The 18,488-nt window shown below is 68.7% G+C and carries 19 protein-coding genes and 2 pseudogenes; 17 read left to right on the top strand and 4 right to left on the bottom strand.

Annotated features, from left to right (window positions below):
• Nucleotides 1–36 precede the first annotated feature (36 nt).
• A complete protein-coding gene (locus AFB00_RS30215) occupies nt 37–1,932 on the top strand; it encodes an FAD-dependent monooxygenase (RefSeq protein ID WP_060715130.1) in 1,896 nt (631 codons plus the stop codon).
• A gap of 47 nt (nt 1,933–1,979) precedes the next feature.
• Nucleotides 1,980–2,549: pseudogene (locus tag AFB00_RS35335) on the top strand (IS3 family transposase); the annotation flags it as partial.
• Nucleotides 2,550–2,596: 47 nt separating this feature from the next.
• Here the strand turns inward: AFB00_RS35335 and AFB00_RS35690 are convergent.
• Nucleotides 2,597–3,226, bottom strand: a pseudogene (locus AFB00_RS35690) (helix-turn-helix domain-containing protein); the annotation flags it as partial.
• A gap of 115 nt (nt 3,227–3,341) precedes the next feature.
• Here AFB00_RS35690 and AFB00_RS32685 point away from each other — a divergent pair.
• Nucleotides 3,342–4,239, top strand: a protein-coding gene (locus AFB00_RS32685; RefSeq protein ID WP_442965889.1) for an IS5 family transposase whose coding sequence is annotated in 2 segments (ribosomal slippage) — nt 3,342–3,737 and nt 3,739–4,239 — 897 coding nt in all. Because the reading frame shifts where the segments join, the coding sequence is not laid out codon by codon here.
• A 141-nt stretch (nt 4,240–4,380) separates the two neighbouring features.
• Here AFB00_RS32685 and AFB00_RS30185 read toward each other — a convergent pair.
• Nucleotides 4,381–5,007, bottom strand: coding sequence for a hypothetical protein (locus AFB00_RS30185; RefSeq protein ID WP_068800925.1), 627 nt, complete (start codon nt 5,005–5,007; stop codon nt 4,381–4,383).
• Between the two features lie 125 nt (nt 5,008–5,132).
• On the opposite strand from AFB00_RS30185, the gene AFB00_RS33720 reads away from it, so the two are divergent.
• The 8 genes from AFB00_RS33720 to AFB00_RS30150 all read left to right on the top strand — a co-directional run bounded on the left by AFB00_RS33720 (nt 5,133) and on the right by AFB00_RS30150 (nt 9,066).
• Nucleotides 5,133–5,270 carry a hypothetical protein gene (locus AFB00_RS33720; protein ID WP_156819915.1) on the top strand — a complete coding sequence of 46 codons (138 nt, stop codon included), beginning with the start codon at nt 5,133–5,135 and terminating at the stop codon, nt 5,268–5,270.
• 351 nt (nt 5,271–5,621) lie between these two features.
• On the top strand, nt 5,622–6,170 hold the full coding sequence (locus tag AFB00_RS30175; RefSeq protein ID WP_068800923.1) for a hypothetical protein: 549 nt from the start codon (nt 5,622–5,624) through the stop codon (nt 6,168–6,170).
• A gap of 121 nt (nt 6,171–6,291) precedes the next feature.
• Nucleotides 6,292–6,828, top strand: coding sequence for an alpha/beta fold hydrolase (locus AFB00_RS30170; protein ID WP_231974552.1), 537 nt, complete (start codon nt 6,292–6,294; stop codon nt 6,826–6,828).
• A 90-nt stretch (nt 6,829–6,918) separates the two neighbouring features.
• Complete coding sequence (locus AFB00_RS35325; RefSeq protein ID WP_231974550.1) at nt 6,919–7,083, top strand: hypothetical protein; 165 nt, start codon at nt 6,919–6,921, stop codon at nt 7,081–7,083.
• Nucleotides 7,074–7,850 carry an MAB_1171c family putative transporter gene (locus AFB00_RS30165; protein WP_156819914.1) on the top strand — a complete coding sequence of 259 codons (777 nt, stop codon included), beginning with the start codon at nt 7,074–7,076 and terminating at the stop codon, nt 7,848–7,850. Before AFB00_RS35325 ends, AFB00_RS30165 begins: the two co-directional genes overlap by 10 nt.
• Entirely contained in the window at nt 7,814–8,191 is a 378-nt protein-coding gene (locus AFB00_RS30160) for a DUF6545 domain-containing protein (protein WP_068800920.1), read from the top strand. Before AFB00_RS30165 ends, AFB00_RS30160 begins: the two co-directional genes overlap by 37 nt.
• 252 nt (nt 8,192–8,443) lie before the next feature.
• On the top strand, nt 8,444–8,671 hold the full coding sequence (locus tag AFB00_RS30155) for a hypothetical protein (RefSeq protein WP_068800919.1): 228 nt from the start codon (nt 8,444–8,446) through the stop codon (nt 8,669–8,671).
• A 5-nt stretch (nt 8,672–8,676) separates the two neighbouring features.
• The gene (locus AFB00_RS30150) at nt 8,677–9,066 is read left to right on the top strand and encodes an NUDIX hydrolase (RefSeq protein ID WP_068800918.1); all 390 of its coding nucleotides are present in this window, start codon (nt 8,677–8,679) and stop codon (nt 9,064–9,066) included.
• 63 nt (nt 9,067–9,129) lie between these two features.
• Here the strand turns inward: AFB00_RS30150 and AFB00_RS30145 are convergent, their stop codons facing one another.
• Together AFB00_RS30145 and AFB00_RS35320 are read right to left on the bottom strand one after the other, a co-directional pair.
• Nucleotides 9,130–9,321, bottom strand: a complete 192-nt coding sequence (locus AFB00_RS30145) for a hypothetical protein (RefSeq protein WP_156819913.1) — start codon at nt 9,319–9,321, stop codon at nt 9,130–9,132.
• A 65-nt stretch (nt 9,322–9,386) separates the two neighbouring features.
• Nucleotides 9,387–9,788, bottom strand: a complete 402-nt coding sequence (locus AFB00_RS35320) for a DUF6283 family protein (RefSeq protein ID WP_231974548.1) — start codon at nt 9,786–9,788, stop codon at nt 9,387–9,389.
• A gap of 364 nt (nt 9,789–10,152) precedes the next feature.
• On the opposite strand from AFB00_RS35320, the gene AFB00_RS30135 reads away from it, so the two are divergent.
• The 6 genes from AFB00_RS30135 to AFB00_RS30120 all read left to right on the top strand — a co-directional run bounded on the left by AFB00_RS30135 (nt 10,153) and on the right by AFB00_RS30120 (nt 18,431).
• Nucleotides 10,153–10,500 (top strand): hypothetical protein, encoded by a 348-nt coding sequence (locus AFB00_RS30135; RefSeq protein WP_068800916.1) that lies wholly within the window; start codon nt 10,153–10,155, stop codon nt 10,498–10,500.
• A 1,150-nt stretch (nt 10,501–11,650) separates the two neighbouring features.
• Nucleotides 11,651–12,652 carry a hypothetical protein gene (locus AFB00_RS32680; protein WP_231974546.1) on the top strand — a complete coding sequence of 334 codons (1,002 nt, stop codon included), beginning with the start codon at nt 11,651–11,653 and terminating at the stop codon, nt 12,650–12,652.
• A 685-nt stretch (nt 12,653–13,337) separates the two neighbouring features.
• The gene (locus AFB00_RS30130) at nt 13,338–14,294 is read left to right on the top strand and encodes a ParA family protein (protein WP_068800976.1); all 957 of its coding nucleotides are present in this window, start codon (nt 13,338–13,340) and stop codon (nt 14,292–14,294) included.
• Nucleotides 14,295–14,425: 131 nt separating this feature from the next.
• A complete protein-coding gene (locus tag AFB00_RS30125) occupies nt 14,426–14,968 on the top strand; it encodes a hypothetical protein (protein ID WP_068800915.1) in 543 nt (180 codons plus the stop codon).
• 1,188 nt (nt 14,969–16,156) lie between these two features.
• Nucleotides 16,157–17,101, top strand: a complete 945-nt coding sequence (locus AFB00_RS32675; RefSeq protein WP_197520020.1) for a replication protein RepA — start codon at nt 16,157–16,159, stop codon at nt 17,099–17,101.
• 432 nt (nt 17,102–17,533) lie between these two features.
• Nucleotides 17,534–18,431 (top strand): IS5 family transposase gene (locus AFB00_RS30120; RefSeq protein WP_442965888.1). Its coding sequence is split into 2 segments (ribosomal slippage): nt 17,534–17,929 and nt 17,931–18,431, totalling 897 coding nucleotides; the frame shifts between segments, so codons are not numbered across the junction.
• Nucleotides 18,432–18,488 lie beyond the last annotated feature (57 nt).

Below are 18,488 nucleotides of genomic sequence, written 5' to 3'. Positions count from 1 at the left end.
CGTCCGCGACGCCGGACGATCACCTCAGGAGCAGTGATGGCCCAGTTCTACATCGACGGCTACCGACCGGGGGACCCGTTCGTAGAGACTGCGCACCCCGCAGCCTCTACCCGTCCGTCGACACCGCCCACCTCGACCGACGTGCTGGTCGTCGGCGCTGGGCCCGCGGGTCTCGTGCTGGCGGCCCAGCTGGCCGCGTTCGCCGAGATCGACACGGTTGTCGTCGATCGTAGGGATGGCCCCATCGAGGTCGGCCAGGCTGACGGGGTCGCCTGCCGCACGGTGGAGATGTTCGAGGCGTTCGGGATCGCCGACCGGCTCATTGGCGAAGGCTACCAGGTCAACGAGGTCGCGTTCTGGCGCCCGTCCCCCGACGAACCCGGACGGATCGTCCGTACCGGGCGCATCCCGGACGTCGAGGAGGGGCTGTCCGAGATGCCACACATGGTCGTCAATCAGGCGCGGTTGCTCGCCTACCTGCGGGATTATCTGGCGCGCTCGGCTCGACGGACCGAACCCTACTACGGACTCCACCTGTCCACGGTCGAGGTGGACGACGACCCGGAGCACCCCGTCGTGGCGACCCTCGCCCACGTCGTCGACGGAGTCGAGACGGGCGAGATCTCGACGATCCACGCGCGCTACGTCGTGGGGTGCGACGGCTCGCGCAGCAGCACGCGTTCCGCGCTAGGCCTGAGCCTGGAGGGTGACACGACCGACACCTCGTGGGGGGTGATGGACGTGCTGGTCGACACTAACTTCCCCGACATCAGGCTCAAGTGTGCGGTGCAGTCCGCGGACGAGGGGAGCATCCTCGTCATCCCCCGTGAGGGCGGCCACCTCGTGCGGCTCTACATCGAGCTGGACAACGAGCGGGACCGGGACATGCTGCGCGACCGCACCGTCACCCCGGAAAAGCTGGCGGCCGTGGCCAACCGGATCCTGCACCCGTACGCGGTGACGGTGCACGACGTCGGCTGGTGGTCAGTCTACGAGATCGGGCAGCGGTTGTGTTCCCGCTTCGACAACGTGCCGAAGGCCGAGCCGGAGTCGCTGCCCCGAGTGTTCATCGCGGGGGACGCGTGTCACACCCACAGTGCTAAGGCGGGGCAGGGCATGAACGTGTCGATGGCCGACGCGTGGAACCTCGGCTGGAAGCTGGGTGCGGTTCTCCGCGGGCGTGCGCGACCGGAGCTGCTCCGGACCTACTCGGCGGAACGGCAGGGGGTTGCCCAGCAGCTGATCGACTTCGACCGGGAGTTCGCCACCCTGTTCAGCACGGCGCCCGACGCCGACCCGGAGAAGTTTCAGCGCTACTTCCGCGAGCAGGGCCGCTACACCGCGGGTATGGGGGTCCGCTACGCGCCGTCGATGATCACCGCCGCGACCCCCGCACAGCACCTTGCCACCGGATTCGAGGTCGGCACCCGGTTCCACTCGGCACCCGTGGTTCGTCTAGCCGACGCGAAACCCGTGCACCTCGGGCACATCGCCCGGGCGGACGGGGCATGGCGGCTGTACGTGTTCGCCGACCGCGCGGGCGTGGCGCCGGGCGGAGCCTTCGCCGCGTTCGGGGTCCGGGTGGAGGAGCTCGTGCGGCGGTTCACTCCGCGCGGTGCCGCGCCGGACTCCATGCTCGATGTGCGGGGTGTCCTCCAGCAGCACCACCACGACGTCGAGACCGATGAGCTGCCGCCGTTCCTGCGTCCGCGGAAGGGGCGGTGGGGCCTCCTCGACCACGAGAAGGCGTTCTGCCCCGATCCCGTCCGAGGGGACGTGTTCGACCTTCGCGGCGTCGACCGGGATGCCGGGTGTGCCGTACTCGTGCGCCCGGACCAGTACATCGCGCACGTCGTACCGCTCGACGCCCCGAACGCGCTCGATGACTTCTTCGACAGCGCGCTCCAGGAGGCTGGCGAGGTATTCGGGTAGGCGGAGTCGAGGAGGACACCAGAAAATCGCTCGGCCTGACCGACGACGACGATCTGGGCGTCGAGCGCACCACCCTCGCGTTGTGGCTGGACAACCTGGGCACCCGCACCGCCCCGGACGGCACCCGCACCCGTAGCCCGCGGTCGGCCCGTCCGCCGCGGGAGAGGCCCGGCGCGGCTCCCGGTTGCCGATGAGACGTCCGAACAGCGCCTGGCCCGTCTGGAGGCGGAGAACAAGGCGTTGCGGACGGAGAAGACCAAGCTCGAGACCGAACGCGAGATCCTGCGCCAGGCGGCCAAGTATTTCGCCGGCGAGACGAACTGGTGACCCGCTTCCAGTTCGTCGCCGACCACCACGACACGACCTCCAGCCCGCGCCCGGGCTGGACGGTGAAGCGGTTGTGCGCACTACTCGACGTGCGACGTTCCTCCTTCTACGCCTGGCAGAAGGCGGCCCCTGGCCGGGCCGCCCGCGCCGCCGCCGACGCCGCTCTCGCGGCCAGGATCCGGGTCGTGCACGACGGCGACCGCACGTGTGGGCGTCCGCGGATCACCGCAGAGCTCAACAACCAGCCTGGCGCCGAGCGGGTCAACCACAAGCGGGTCGGGCGGGTCATGGGGTATCGGTAAGAACCGTGAGATGAGGTGCCACCGACCCGGCGGCATCACAAGGTGAGGTACTCGCGGATCTTGCCGCGCAGGTGCGGGCGCGCTTGGCCGAGCATGATCCCGAGGGTGGGGAGCTGCCGGGTGATCTGCAGGTCGGTCAAGGGTGGGCCGACGGGGACGTCGGCGTAGTCGCGGTCGTCGGCGTCCCACGCGGCAGGATCCGGGTGGACAGCGCGGACGCGGGCGACGGTGCCGTCGACGACGTAGACGATCGCCTTGAGCCGGGCCCGGCGGGCGGGGGCGATCGGGAACCACTTGCGGTCGGCGTCGAGCTGGGCGCGTTCGCCGACGCCGGTCTCGCCGTAGCGGCGGTTGGTGTGGTCGATCTTCGGGCGGGCGTTGCGGTAGACGACCAGCGCGCAGTCCCGGCCGTCGCCGTAGGCGTACAGGGCCCGGTAGAGAGTGCTGCGCCCGACCCGGAAGGTGTCGGCGATCTCTTCGACGGTGTGCTGGCCGGTGTCGTACATCTGCTGGGCGGTGTCGAGCTGGCGCTGCGACAGCGCCGCCGGCCGTCCGCCGACGCGGCCGCGGGCCCGTGCGGCGGCGAGCCCGTCGAGGGTACCGTCGACAATCATCTCGCGGTCGTACTCGGCCAGGGCCGCCAGGAAGTGGAACACCAGCCGCCCACCAGGGGTGTCTCATCCTTGGCTGAACCCACAAGGTCCGATGCCATCACTCACAGATGCTTCTACTAGGGCGTGTCTCCCAGATAGGCGGACCGGGGTGCGCGATGCTTGATCGGTGCCGCGTACCGCTGTCCTGACTGATGCCCAGTGGGCCCGTCTGGCGCCGCTGTTGCCCTCCTCCGAGGGTCGTCGCGGGTGCCCGTTCCGCGATGACCGCCGGGTGATCGAGGGGATCATCTACCGGTATCGGTGCGGGCTTCCCTGGCGCGACGTCCCAGCCGAGTTCGGGCCGTGGCAGACGTTGTGGAAGCGGCACCGCCGCTACAGCGGCGACGGCACCTGGGACCACATCCTGGCTGCTCTTCTGGTCGAGGCCGACGCCGCCGAGGTGCTCGGGTGGGCGGTCAGCGTGGACTCCACGATCATCCGTGCCCACCAGCACGCCGCGACCCTCAAGCGCGACACAGGGGGCCGGATCGAACTACACGAATCTGCTCGCCGAACCAGCAGATCACGCGCTGGGACGGTCCCGCGGAGGGCTGTCGACGAAGATCCACCAGCTCGTTGACGGGCACGGCCGCCCGCTGGTGGTCCTCCTCGGCCCCGGCCAGGGCGGCGACTCGCCAATGTTTCCGCACCTGATGGCGCGCCTGAGCATCGCCCGACCGGGCCCGGGACGACCCCGGACCCGGCCTGAACGCGTGCGCGCGGACAAGGCCTACTCCTCACGCGCGATCCGCCGGCACCTGCGCGAGCGCCGGATCATCGCTGTCATTCCGGAGCCCTCTGACCAGCAGGGACACCGCAAACGACGGGGCTCACGCGGTGGCCGACCGCCCGCATTCGATCCGGTCGACTACCGAAACCGCAACGTCGTCGAGCGCGGGTTCTGCCACGTCAAGCAGTGGCGCGGGCTGGCCACCCGTTACGACAAGCTCGCCCTGACCTTCCGCGGCGGCGCCGTCCTGAAGGCAATCGTCACCTGGCTCCGCGCATTGGGAGACACACCCTAGGTCGCGGGCGTTATACGTGCCGTCCCAGCCCAGGTGACGTGAGTCGTCCATCGCTGGGTGACGTCCGACCTCGTGGACCTGTTCCCTCTCGCGACAGGCCGGGCTCGCGGGGAGTAGCGCGTGCAGGACGTCAGGTCGTCGTCATCGCAGGTCGTTCACGGTGACTCTCAGCAGCTCACCGAGGTGCCTCGTGCCTGAGTGGATGCTCGGCGCGTCGGCCCCACCGATGGCCCGCACCGCCTCGCACGGCGTGAAGCGCACAGCTGTACCCGTCGTGCCGTCACCGGCGACTTCGACCAGGTCTCCGACGGGTAGTCCGTCGCGATACGTCTGCGACCATGCGCCGTCGCAGCGACGGTTCACGTGGACCAGGGACGTACTCAACGCTGCCACCACCGAGATGCCCCGGCGGGCGTGACCGTCACCGAGCAGCGGAGGGGCGTCGGCGTCGAAGAACCGGAGGTCACGTGTAGCCATGATCGGCTTGCGGACCACAGCCCCTGCTGTGTCGAGTCGGGTGTCGGTGCCTCGCCCGTCGTCCGCGACCAGGACGGACCCGTCGGGATGCAGCCGGACGAGGCATCGCCCACGACGGCCCAGCGACTCGGCCTCGTCGGCCGCGTAGGCGACGACCTCCAGGACGAGGTGCAGGACACCCGTTGCGGCATGACGCCGTGGGTGGCGACGGATCTCCTGCAGGTGATCGGCATCGACATCACGACTCCAGTCGTGCGTCGTTGCGGCCCAGGGGCGGTCCCGGTGCGTCACCCGCCCACGGTCCCACGAGAGTCCCTGAGCTCCGCCCGCCCACGAGACCGCGCCCGGTAGCGGAGCTCCGCCGGCCCGACCGCCTGTATGCGCTGGCGCTGCTGGTCGAGGCGTGTGCTGTCGAGTTGGACGCCCTCCCACCTCAGACCGGGCGGGCCGCGCTCGGGGTGGTGCGCGAGCTGCTCGACGACGACCCGGCCAAGCCGGGCCCGGTCGAGCCGATCACTCGTCGCGAACCTCGATCCACCCTCGAGCCGCAGTAGGCGACGCCCTCTCGACGGCGCCCACGCACGGCTCGACACCCGGGCCGATCCAGAGCTGCGCCGCGGCGGTCGCCGACCTACCCGGACGACCAGTCCGATCCCGCCCCGGGGCCCCGGCACCGCCCCCGCGCCGGTGGCACCGCGCAGCCCGCTGTGCGGTGTCCGGGGCGGGCGAGGACGGGCGGCCGGTCGCTGTCGGGGCCGCGTGCGACGCTGCGCCCACTGCTTACCTCCACCCCGATACCGTCAGGAGCAGCGCATTTCCACCATCAGCACCTCCGCCGGTCCCGATCGGCGCGGGGCGGGCGCCGGGCGCCTCGGCCGAGTTCCGCGCCCCGGCCGGGTGAGCCGATGACAGACGACACCGCCGGGCACTGGATCTCGCGCACCGTGCTTGCCGATGCGGCCACGATCACCGTTTGCACCGGGGCGAGCGTCGCCCAGGTCCTCGACGGGTTCGGCGCCCACCACATCCCCGAGCCGATCGACCGGATTCTCGACTCCCCGCACGCGGTGTCCTGGGTACGGGTGCGCGACCTCGGCGGCGGGATCGTGCTGGCGTGTGAGGACAACGACTTCCAGGGCTCCACCGAGCCGGTGCTGCGCCACGTCTCGACCGGTGGACGGGCCGCGTCGGAGTACTGGAACGCCGGCGGCATGCACTGCCTGTCGTTCGCCGAACACGGCACCGTGCTGTCGGCGACCCTGGACTACGCCTGGACCCCGATCCTCACCAACTCCGCCGCGGTCAACAGCGCGATCGCCGGCCTGGACTTCCTCACCGCCGGCACCGGCGCCGCGCTGACCGCGATCGGCCGGTTCACCGGACACCACCTGCAGCCCGAACAGATGCACGCGCTGCTCGACACCGACCAGGCCCACCGGATGACACCGGCCTGATAGGGCCCGCTCCTGCTCCGCCTGGCTGGGTCTCGCCCGGTCCGCGGCGCCGGATCTCGGTCACGGCGTCGGCCCGCGGTGTCGGGAGAGAGATCGAGGCTCGGACGGGAGTGTGGATCAGATGACGACCGCGGCCGGGGCAGGTGCGGGGTCAAGGGTTCGGCGCGTCGTCGCCGACGATGGAACCGGACTGCACTGCGAGGTCTTCGGCGCGGGCCGCGACGACGCGCCGCCGCTGCTGTTGGTGCAGGGTGGGGTCTCCGAGGCGGGAGCGACCAGGCAGCTCGCTGATCGGCTGGCTCAGCGGTTCCGGGTCATCTCCTACGATCGGCGAGGTCTCTCGCGTAGCGATGCGCGCGTACCCCCGGCAGGGATCAGCCTGTGGCGCCACGCCGCGGATGCCGCTGCGGTCGTCACGGCGGTGGCCGCTCGCCCTGCTGTCGTCCTCGGATCGAGCATCGGCGCGTTGATCGGGCTGCATCTCGCCGTCGCGCATCCGGATGTCGTGTCCACCGTCATCGCACACGAGCCACCGATGAGCACCGTGATCGGTGACCCCGAGCGGGAGGCGGGGCTCGATCGGGTGGCGGCCGCGGCACGTCACGATGTGTTCGCGGCGGTCGCCGAAATGGGTGCCCTGATCGGGGGGGACCGGTGAGCGCGAACCCGGGGCGCGTCCGGCAGCACCAGCCGGTGACGTCGGCGCCAACCTCGCCTGGTTCTTCCGCCACGATTTCCCGGCGGTGCGGTGGGCTACAGCTCGGCGATCGAGCGGGAAGCCGAGATGGTCGCGACGGTCATCCGCCAGTGGTGCCTGCTGCTGGAGAACCTCGCCGTGACCGTGCCCGCTGATGAGGATCATGCCCAGAGCCGGCTGCGCGCCGCGTTCGACGATCACCAGGCATGGCTGTGACACCGGTCGAGATCGCCGAGATCGTCATGTGGGCGGCCTCGATCGCCGCGGCGGGCTGGAAGATCAGCCAGCTCGTCCGGGCTCCACACGATCGAGGTCTGCGTGCGGTCACCGGTGCCACCGTGCTGGTCGCGGTCGCACTGAGCGCCCAGCTCGCCGCGCAGATCGCCCCGCCGACCAGCACGCTGGGCCAGTCCCCGAAGCTCGCGCAGAACGTTCTGCTCACCGCGTTCTTCTCCTTGCTGCTGTCGCTGCTTGCCTCCGTCCGCCGCGCCACCGTCGTCGGCGAGGTCCGTCGCCGCGGCAGCGGCTATCGGGAACCGTTGGCGGCCGGGGCCACTGCCGCAGCTCTGCTCGTCGCGTTCCTGGCCACCGACCCCAGCGAGCGCGGAGCGGGCTACGGCACCTCGAGCTCCCCGGCCGTGCTGGCGTTCTACCTGGTCGGGAACGTCTTCATGCTCTACGCGACCTGCCGCGGTGCCTACCTGACCTGGTCGGTCGCGCGGGGCCTGCACTCCACGTCGGTGCGGGTGAGCTTGCGCGTGGCCGGTGGCGGCTTGGTGGTCTGCGCGCTGGGATGCCACCTGCCCCGCAGCGTGGACACCGCCCGCTCTGGCAACGGGGATCGTTGTGTTCTTCGCCGGACTGCTCTACCCGGGCCTGCGCTCGCGGTCTACTGCAGCTCCGTCTACACCTGCGCCGGCGCCACGAGTACCACCGCCTGGCACCGTTGTGGGAACTCGTCGCCGCCACCTTCCCGGTACTGATCCTGCTCCCTCCGGCCAACCGGGTCGCTCTCGCGCTCCGCGGGCCGTCTGCGCTGCGCTACTACCGGCGCATCCTCGAGTGCCGCGACGGCCTCACCGAGATCGCGTCCTGGCTCACCGGACCCGTGCCCGACGGCGCCACCCCCAGCGAGCAGGCCCAGTTGATCCGGGCCGCGGTCGCCCGCCACCAGCACCAGGGTGCCGCGCCGTTCCCGACCCCGGCCGCTGTCCTCGCCGCCCCCACCGGCGACGGAACCATCGCTGACACCGCGGCGCTGCTCGCCGTGGCCGACGCGCTCCAGCCAGGCCCGGTAACCGAGCACGCCACCAGGCCCCGGTGACCCCAGCACGTCTCGACCATCCCTCAGCGCCCGTACCGGCGCCCAGCCGATACCCCGAGTCGGCCGGGAACTGTCGGTGTCGTGTGCCACCGTGGGGCCTGTGAGCTGGACCCAGCGGCAGTACCACGCTCTGACCTGCACCGACCGGTGCTGCGACCCGAGCTGCCCGATCGCCGACCCCGCCCAGCAGGGCGGGCGGTTGCCCCCGCGCGTCGCCACCGGAACCCCAGTTCCGCGGGTCACACTGGCGCGATGAGCACTGCTGCCGAGGACCCGCAGGTCGTCGCCCGCTCACTGTCCGCGGGCCGCCCCGTCCTGACCCGCCTGCGCCAGCACGGCCTGACCGAGGACCTCACCTGGGTCCTCCCCCTGGACTTGGCCCCTGACCTTGATGAGCTCGACGACGTCCCCGTCGTGCACTCCGACGTCCCCAGCCCGATGTTGGCGCACTGGGTCCGTCGCCAGGGCGACGCCCGCTGACCCCGGTGGCGACACCTGCGGTCGCGGTCGCGGTGGTGCACGGCCCCGGCGGGATCCTCCTCGGCCGACGCGCTGACGGGCGGCCGCCGTGGACGTTCCCCGGCGGGAAGATCGAGCCCGGCGAGACCCCTGAGCGCGCGGCCGAGCGGGAGGCGTTCGAGGAGACCGGGATCGTGGTCGTCGCACGGTCGGAGATCGCGCGGCGGGTCCACCCGGTCACTGGCCGGGACATGATCTACCTCGACTGCCCCACCACCACCGCAGCCACAGCCGCCGCAACCGCGGCGGTGTCGGCGCGGGAACTGGTCGACGTGCGCTGGGTCGACCTCGACGAGCTCGACGAGCTGATGCCCGACCTGCACGCACCGGTCCGCACCCACCTACGGAACCGCTGACCGGCGCCGGCCCCAGACCCCCACCGATCGACCGGCCGGACCACCGGGGGAGGTGCCCGCCGATCAGCCGGCGGCGTCCTCGACCGGCGGCAGCAGCCGCAGCCCCCGCCTGGCGGTGCTCGTTTCCTGCTCCGAGGGTGGGCGGGTCAGCTGCCGGCGCCAGATCGCGTGGACGGTGGCGACGTCGGCGGCGTGGGCCGGGTCGGTCGGGTCGAGCCCGAGGGCTCGCAGCGCACCGTCGACGTCGGGAACCATCTCCCCAGCCTGCCGCCCAGCCGGCTCGGCCGTGGCCGAACCGGTCGAGCGGTTCGCGACAGCGATCACCACCCCACGTCAGGCTCGCCGGGTGGGGTCTTCGCCGCCAGTAGTTCCGCCCACGACCCGTAGAGGGCCGGGCCGTCCGGGTCCGGCTGTAGGGCCTCGGCCGGGAGCCGTCCCTGGGCGATGGCCAGCCGCGCCCCGAGGTGATCGGCACCCACCGCGGCCAACCAGCCGGCGCAGGCCTGCTCGCGGCCCTCGCCGCTCTGGTGACACGCGAACAACGGCGCCCCGACCGGCGCCTCGGCGCCGCGCTCGCCGGTGGTGGCGTGCATGTTCTGCCACTGCTCGGTGCTCCACTCGCCCGGGTCGGAGTCCCGCCGCCACGGGCAGTTCGCGCACGGCCCGCTCTCCCGGCACCGCACACGAGCAGGCCCGGCCTGAGCAGTACGAGATCGAGTCACCCGCACGATCCTAGGAACACCGAACCTGCTGCCCACTGGCCTGAACACCACCCCGCACCTCTCGCGGCCGTCCGTCCGGATCCGGCCCGCGCCGGCGGCGACTCGGAGTCCGGTGCCATGCCCGCCGCGGCAGCCGGGCGGGGACGCTAGAGGCCCAGGGGCCACTGCACGGGTCGCTGGCGCTCCCGGCTGCCGCGCGATCACTGCGCTGGCACTGCGTGATCGCTTGCCCTCGGACCCGAGCTGGGCACGCGGGCGGGCTGTACCCGGCAGGTGTGGTCCGGTCACGACGTCGGTAACTGTCGGTGGTCCGTGCGAGCCTGGGCTTTGACCTGCGAGTCGGAGCTACACCCGGAGGGCTGTCGTGGTCGCACCGCTGGAGCTGATCCCCCGCGCCCGGCTCGATCCCGCCAGCTACGCCCGCGCCCAAGCGGCCGCGTTCGCCGGGCACCGTCTGCGGATCGGACACTCCCGCGTCGTGCACGACGTGACCTGGCGCGATTGGCTCGGCGACCTACAGCTGCCCGTACCCGCCTGCCACCAGAGCTGGTCCGGGCTGGCCACCACCGGTGATCTCAGCGCCACCACCGACCCGGCGAACTGCCGCAAGTGCACCGCCCGAAACCCCGCCACCACCACCGCGGTGGCGGGCCAGACCACCCTGTTCGAGCCCCCCGCACCTCGACCGACCAGCACCTCCGAGACGCCCTAACCGCGACCGAAGAATGTCCGAGTTGCTGTCAGTGAAAATCTGACACGGGCCATGGCCCATCTGGACGCCCCGGCACATCTTCGCCCGCGGGGGTCGCGAGCGATCGCAAAACTGCAGGTCAAGCCGATGATACTGGCCGCGCGGACGGAGATGTCGGACGGGAGGTGGCCGACCGACGGCGCACAGTTGACCACGCGCTCCCGGCCGGAGGCTGCGATCTGGTTGCTCCGCGGAGCAACGGTCGACGCAGAGAAACACGTACCCGGTACGGATTCGGCGTGGCGGCCACTCGTCTGACCGGAGCATCCGGTAGAAAGTGCACATGCCGCAGCCGCACCGAGGAGATCGGGTATCGACCAACGTCCGACTTCCGCGCGTGATGCGGGACCGGGCCGAGGCCATCGCAGCTCGCGATGGCATCTCCATCGGAGACGCCGTCGTGCAGGTGTTCGGCGAGGCGACCGGTCTGCCGGTCCCGGCCTACTGCCTACCCCGGCCTGAGCTTCGCGAGCAGGCGCAGGAGGCGCTGCCTCTCGACAAAGCCTCGTAACGAGAACGAGGCGACCCCCCTGCCAGGGGGCCGCCCTCGTTCGTTCCCACACCAGCCGGATCTGCGGTTCCGCTGATGTCGTAGCCCCGGCGAACCGGGGCCCACTCCCCACCTGTCGAGAAGGGGCGCTTTCGCGTGTCCAGGATACATCCTGGACCGGAGACCAGCCAGCACGGACACGGGGCGACTTTGTCGTGCCCGGATCCAGGTCGCTCACCTGCAGCGACCACAGGATGGTGTGTCCCGTGCTACGAGCACGGTCACTTCACGCTGGCCTCGTCCTCCGGTCCCATCCACGAGCTCTGCCTGATCCACCAGACCCAGCTCACCGACCAGCCACCCGCCACCGGCGGCTTCGGTATCCGCGCCACGCACGTACGACGTCGGACGCCCCGCGGCCGCAACGCTCGAACACCCGGACCCACCAACGGACCCGGCCGCGTCATCCGCACACGCGAGCCCAGCGCCCGCGTCCTAGCTCGCGGCCGCGCCCGTGCCGCGGCACGTCTCGGGCGCGGTTTCGAGCCCCACCCCGGGTGGCGCAACTTCGTCGCCCTGGACCATCGGGTCCTCACCTCCCAGCAAGAGGCCCTGCGCCTGGTGGCCCGGCTCGTCGACAACGAGGACTGGCGCACCGACAAGCGCCACGCCTGGACCGCGATGCTGCACCGCATCATCTGGCACATGGACTGGGACACCGGCCTCATCACCGGACTCCCCCACACCCAGATCGCCGCCGCCGCCGACCGCGCGACCCGCACCGTCTCCCGCCTCATCGCCTGGGCCCGCCAAGCCGGCCTGCTCGTCGTCGTCGAACCCGGCGCCAACGCCGACTTCCTCGCCACCACCACCAACCGCACACCCACCTACGCCCTCGTCATCCACGCACCCGCACCCCTGCTCACCCCAGCCACCGCCACCCTCATCGACACCGCAGGTCACACCCCTGTGGAAGAAACTGGCGACCTCTCCCAACGTTCCGTTGGTCTTCAACCCTTGTCTGCGACAGAACGGCGACGACTCACGATCCACAGCTCGTGGCACTTCTACGACGTCCCCGACACTCCCGGTGACAGACGAGCAGCCACACGCACCTTCATTGCACTTCTCGGCCTAGGAGGCCGACAACGGAGCAAGATCGAACTCTGGCGCGCCTGCGCCATGCTCAAACCCCACTGGGACGCCGGAGCCACCATCAGCGGACTCCGCCACGCCCTCGAACACCACCCCGACCACGGACCCACCCGCCGCGGACCCGTCACCACCAACGCCCACGACCCACTCCGCATCATCGGCTGGCGCCTACGCCCCTGGACCAACCGACACCACGAAATTCGCGCCAACCAAATCGGCCAACTCCGCCGCACCACACCCACAGCAACACCACGACCGGCTGCATCCGCAGCACTCGGCTCGGCACCCGTCGTCATCCTCGACCGAGTGCTCCTTGACCGACCTGCCGGTCGCGCCGGCGCGGCAGCTGCGCGAGAAGCCCTCAGCGAGCACCTTCGGCAGCTGCGCGAGACCCGTCACCATCACCGGCCTGCCACAACATCGGCTCGACGGCTCCGGCGTATCCGCGTGCGGCGTCCCTCAATCTGATTGGGGACTCGTCTGTCAGCGTGCAGCTCGGCTTTGGCCCGCCAGCGTGACACATAAGCCCAGCTCAGATGCCTCGTAAGTGATAGTACGCCTGATAGTAGTAGCACTAGCCCGCGCAAGTGTCTGGCTTCGTACAGCTGCGCTGGCTCCGACAACAGCAGTGGCAATTACAGTTGCAGCCCTTACTGTCAAGGCGAGTGACATGCCATTGATCACCGTGGTTAGCAGTGCTCGGAAAACTAGAAGTCACCACGCGACGATCCTTGTCTCCACAAGTCTATCGCTCAGTGTCTCTAAGTATGTGTGCAAGCTGCCTCTTTAAGGCGTGTCTGACCCTGCATGTAACGCACCTAACATTGCAGCTCGCTGCAATGTGTCATCCGTTTTATCCGCGCATCCTATACTTCCAGTAGTCGTGCAGAGCCGGTCGCAGGCTTGATTTTTCGCTATGTTGTTCCATGCACCGTTCCGCTACCAGCTCACTGGTTACACCAGGTAACCATTACTCTGACGACAGAGTCGTTATCTCGTGTTACTTCGAAACAGCGGGTGCGATCCACGCGGTGTGTCACCTGGAGTGGCGTCGGAGGGGAGCGGTAGACTCCTGCAGAGAGCGGAGCCGTACTGCCGTCTCCATGGGTGGCGAAGAGAGGTCGTAGTAGTGACAACCCCAGCCGGAGTGTCGATGCCAGACCATGCCAAGCGTATCGCTCGAGACGAGGCACTAGCTCGAACTGTTGCGCTGGTCAACGACAAAGGCGGCGTGGGTAAGACTACGATCGCGGTCAACCTCGCCGGGCAGCTTGCCGGCGCAGGGTTCTCCGTCTTGCTTGTCGACCTCAACCGTCAGGCCAACGTCGCACGTGATCTCGGCTACCGAAACTCGGACGTCGACGACCACGGGCGCAACCTGTTCGACGCGATCACTGGACGCGACAGTCTGAAGCCAGCACATGGGGTACGTGACGGCCTTGACGTTGCCCCCGGCGGGATCGAGCTGGACGAGCTCCTGGCGTGGACGGTCACACAGATGAGCCGACGAGGGCCCGCCGTGAACATGGCCCTCGGTGACGCCCTGGCTCCTGTCGCCCCGAACTACGACTTCGTGCTGATCGACTCGCCGCCGGAAGCGACCTTCCTCGTCGACCTGTGTCTCTACGCCGCACGATGGATCCTCATCCCCACTCGTAGCGACGGGGCGGGCCTCGACGGCATGTCCAACGTCGCTCAGCGGTTCACCGTTGCGCAGCAATACAACCCGAGCTTGAGCCTGCTCGGGGCTGTCCTGTTCGGGACGGGTGTGCGGTCGACCAGCATCCACGACGAGGTGCGCAACCAGATCAGCGAAGCGTTCGGGGGTCAGTCACCCCTGTTCTCCGCTCTCATCCGTTTCAGCGAGAAGACTGCACAAGACGGCCGACGCCTGGGCCGGCTCGCCCACGAGCTGGAGGAGGACCTCGCCGGTCAGCCCGCGTGGTGGACAGAGCTGCGCGAGGGCAAGCGCTCAGGCCCGAGGATCTCCGCAACTGCTGCCTCTGTCGCCGGGGACTACCGAGATCTAGCCCTCGAAGTACTGGCAGTGCTTCGTCACGCAGAAGAACCCGAGCCGGCAGGCGAGGCGTCCGAAGGAGTTGCCCAGTGAATAGTCTTGCTGACTCGTTCGGTCCGTCGGCCCGCGGCCTGGTTAAGCCAGGGAAGCGCCCAAACCGGCCAGAAGCCGCTCCGGTCGAAGAGCCGACTCGCGTAGACACAGCGCACGAGCCCCAGTCCGAGGTGAAGCACGAGCCCCAGCCGGTCAAGGTCGAACAGGCGCGTCAGTCCGAGCCGGCTGCTGACAGCTCGCCGCCTCCGACCATCCCGCCCGAGCCCAGCTCACTCAAGCAACGCCCCGCTCCCCGAGTAAGCGCCGACGACGTCAAGGACGAAGCCGACACCACGGCGACCTCTCAGGCGATCGTCTACGTGTCACCCTCGGTTCGTAAGGCGCTGGAGGCAGCACGGAGGCGAGACCGGCAGACCAACGCTGAACTGGTCTTTGACGCCGTGGACCGCACGAAGGACCAACTGGCCGACCTCGTCGCCGACCAGAACCGCCAGGAGCGGCCAGCCGACAGCCTGTTCGCAAGCCGTCTCACCCGGACCCGCCGACGTGCAGCCTCACCCTCTGAACGTCTCGTGCCGTTCTCCTTCCGCGCCACCGAATCCGAGTACAACGTCCTCGACTGGCTGGTCACAGACACGAGTGCCACGTCACGAAGCGCGCTCGTCTCCGTGGCGCTCGAAGCCGTGTACGGGCAACGACGACGGCGCCGTTAGGACCCACCCCACCCAAGGGCAGTCGCGCTGCAGGTCTCGGCATCCGGAGACGGGGCCCCAACACGCTGGCGGACGAAGGTTCTCCAGTCGCCCATGTCCAAGCCCATCCGGTCCACGCTCCGGAGCGACGGCTGCGGACAGTCCACGCATACCTTGCCGACCCACGCTGTTCGTCTACGCATAACCAGCCGACTCTCGCGAGAGTGACTGCCGCCTGACAGGAACTCGTCCACGCATAACAAGCCGACCGTAGCCCGTCACGCGTCAGATCAAGCTGCATAGCGTTCCTCTAGCAGGATCTCGCTCGTCGAACTGCCACGGTGCCCAGTCCGAGATCATCTGACCAGGTCGGTGCCGGTCAGCGAGCCACGGGCACGTTGACAACACAGTTAGAAACAGCTCAACTCATATTTCGGCCGGTTGCCGACCACTGAAGTGGCGAAAGCCGCGCATACCTTGCCGACCATGAAGACGCGGCGCGGCGCATAACTTGCCGATCCGGCCCAGGCCACGCTGGGTGTGAGGCGTGTGGAGCGTCCGCCGCCGACAAGCGAGTCGCCGTGCCGTCACTCGAGACCACGGTCGTCACGACCTGCTGAAGCTATGCGTCGCCCGGCACAGCCGTCAGCCGCGACGTCGAGAGTCGTGATCGGCGGGTCGACATCCACCGCCTCGCAGTCCACGCATAGATCGCCGACCGTACGTTCAAGATCCAGGAGCCACGTTAGGGAGCAAGTATCATAAAAGTTGTCGCTGCGCATGGCTTGCCGACCGACGACACTGACACACGCATGACTTGCCGACCCTTCGCGCATATCTTGCCGACTGACACCCTGAATAACAGCTGGTAGACCCCTGATTTCCAGCAACCCTGTAGTTTCTCCTGTTGGTAAAGATCTCCTGTAGTGGCTGCCGACCATGTCGTGCGCTACGCACCTTGAACGTCCACCGCGCTCCGAGCTCGGACTGTGGTCGGCAACTTATGCGTGTGTCACGCCCTCGACGATCCTCGGTCGGACCTGCACCCCAGCTCCCACGTGACTCCTGGCTTCGTGAAAGCCAGAGGTACGTGGTGTTTGGGTCGGCAAGTTATGCGCAACAGGGGAGCGGTCGGCGATCTATGCGTGGACGACACGCCAAAGACCCCAGTCACACACCTTCGCGGGGCGCCATGGCATGCTTCGCGTCATGGCGGATGCGCCCAGTCGGGATCTGCGGCTCCTACGTGCAGCGGCGCAGCTGTGGGATCAGGACGAGCAAGAAATCGGATTCCTCGCCCGGCTGTTCACCCAGACCTCCCTACCGTACCGAGACCCAGGGGACAAGCCCCGTTGGGAACGACGCAATGGTGACCTGACTCTGAGTGTGCGACCAGGATCGACCGGCTACCCGTACGGGGCCATGCCGAGACTCTTGCTGAACTGGCTCTCCACTGAGGCGTTGCGAACCAAGAGCCGCGATCTAATTTTAGGACGCAACCTCAGTGACTTCATGAGACAGCTGGGATTGAGCCCCACCGGGGGCAAGAACGGCACCATCACTCGGCTCATGAAGCAAAGCGATCGCTTGTTCCAGGCGTCCCTGGCCGTTCGCTGGGAAGGAGAAAATCGAGTTGCGGGCGGTCAGATGAACGTGGCAAGTGAATATAATCTGTGGTCGCGACCGAGCGACGATCCCGACGCTCATACTCTGTTCCCGTCCGTCGTGCGCTTGTCAGGTGACTTCTTCGATGAAGTCACCAACCATCCCGTTCCGATTGACCTCGGAGCTCTCCGAGCTCTCAGGGGCAGTGCCCTACGTCTCGACATATACTGCTGGCTGACGTACCGCATGAGTTACCTCAGACGTCCGTCGACGGTTTCCTGGGAAATACTTCGTGCTCAGTTCGGATCCGAGCTTGCCGACACCAAGCAAGGGCGTTCCCAGTTCCGGCGCGACTTCTCGAAGCACCTCCGTGAGGTTCTTCTGGTCTACCGCGAGGCGAATGTCGAGACTACCGCAGCAGGCGTACAGCTCTCGCCCAGTCAGACTCACGTCCCCTTCAGAGGAATGAAAAGTTTGGCGCGGGCGTCGAACTCCCACTTCCCCGAATCTGTTGACTCATTGCTCATTACGAGCCGCGGAACTGGCTGATCTGGGTATCCGCTCGATTGCTGGTACTCGCCGTAAACGGGAAGAGTCTCGGCGGCAGGCGCCGCCGGCCGCTCATCGAGGAGTGCGTTTCGTGTCCCGAGCGGCGGACCGAGTGGGCCCAGCAATGTCAAGCGTGACCGCGCCACACGCGCTGCTGAGTCCCGCGCCCCGGCGGTGCTCGTCAACGCCGGCATGCTCAGCGAAACAGCCTGTGCCCTGGAGCGTGCGGCTGCGACGCCTACGACGACCCGTGGGAAGAGATGGCCGAGGAGCCGGAGACCTTCGTAGATGACCTCCCTGCCGGCTACTGGATCGCCGAACACATGTTCTGGCGCCGCTTCCCCTGATGGGGTCACCCTGGAGACCTTTTGGCCTGACAGGACTAGGGCGTGTCTCCCAGATAGGCGGAGCGGGGTGCGCGATGCTTGATCGGTGCCGCGTACCGCTGTCCTGACTGATGTCCAGTGGGCCCGTCTGGCGCCGCTGTTGCCCTCCTCCGAGGGTCGTCGCGGGTGCCCGTTCCGCGATGACCGCCGGGTGCTCGAGGGGATCATCTACCGGTATCGGTGCGGGCTTCCCTGGCGCGACGTCCCAGCCGAGTTCGGGCCGTGGCAGACGTTGTGGAAGCGGCACCGCCGCTACAGCGGCGACGGCACCTGGGACCACATCCTGGCTGCTCTTCTGGTCGAGGCCGACGCCGCCGAGGTGCTCGGGTGGGCGGTCAGCGTGGACTCCACGATCATCCGTGCCCACCAGCACGCCGCGACCCTCAAGCGCGACACAGGGGGCCGGATCGAACTACACGAATCTGCTCGCCGAACCAGCAGATCACGCGCTGGGACGGTCCCGCGGAGGGCTGTCGACGAAGATCCACCAGCTCGTTGACGGGCACGGCCGCCCGCTGGTGGTCCTCCTCGGCCCCGGCCAGGGCGGCGACTCGCCAATGTTTCCGCACCTGATGGCGCACCTGAGCATCGCCCGACCGGGCCCGGGACGACCCCGGACCCGGCCCGAACGCGTGCGCGCGGACAAGGCCTACTCCTCACGCGCGATCCGCCGGCACCTGCGCGAGCGCCGGATCATCGCTGTCATTCCGGAGCCCTCTGACCAGCAGGGACACCGCAAACGACGGGGCTCACGCGGCGGCCGACCGCCCGCATTCGATCCGGTCGACTACCGAAACCGCAACGTCGTCGAGTGCGGGTTCTGCCACGTCAAGCAGTGGCGCGGGCTGGCCACCCGTTACGACAAGCTCGCCCTGACCTTCCGCGGCGGCGCCGTCCTGAAGGCAATCGTCACCTGGCTCCGCGCATTGGGAGACACACCCTAACCCGGATCTTTCGTCGGGCAGTCCCGGCTTGATCGACACCGGTGCTCGTCGGTGTGG

It is taken from the genome of Pseudonocardia sp. HH130630-07 (genome assembly GCF_001698125.1).
Classification (GTDB): Bacteria; Actinomycetota; Actinomycetes; order Mycobacteriales; family Pseudonocardiaceae; genus Pseudonocardia.
The sequence above is the reverse complement of the archived record's forward strand: the minus strand, read 5'-3'. Positions and strand labels throughout refer to the sequence as shown.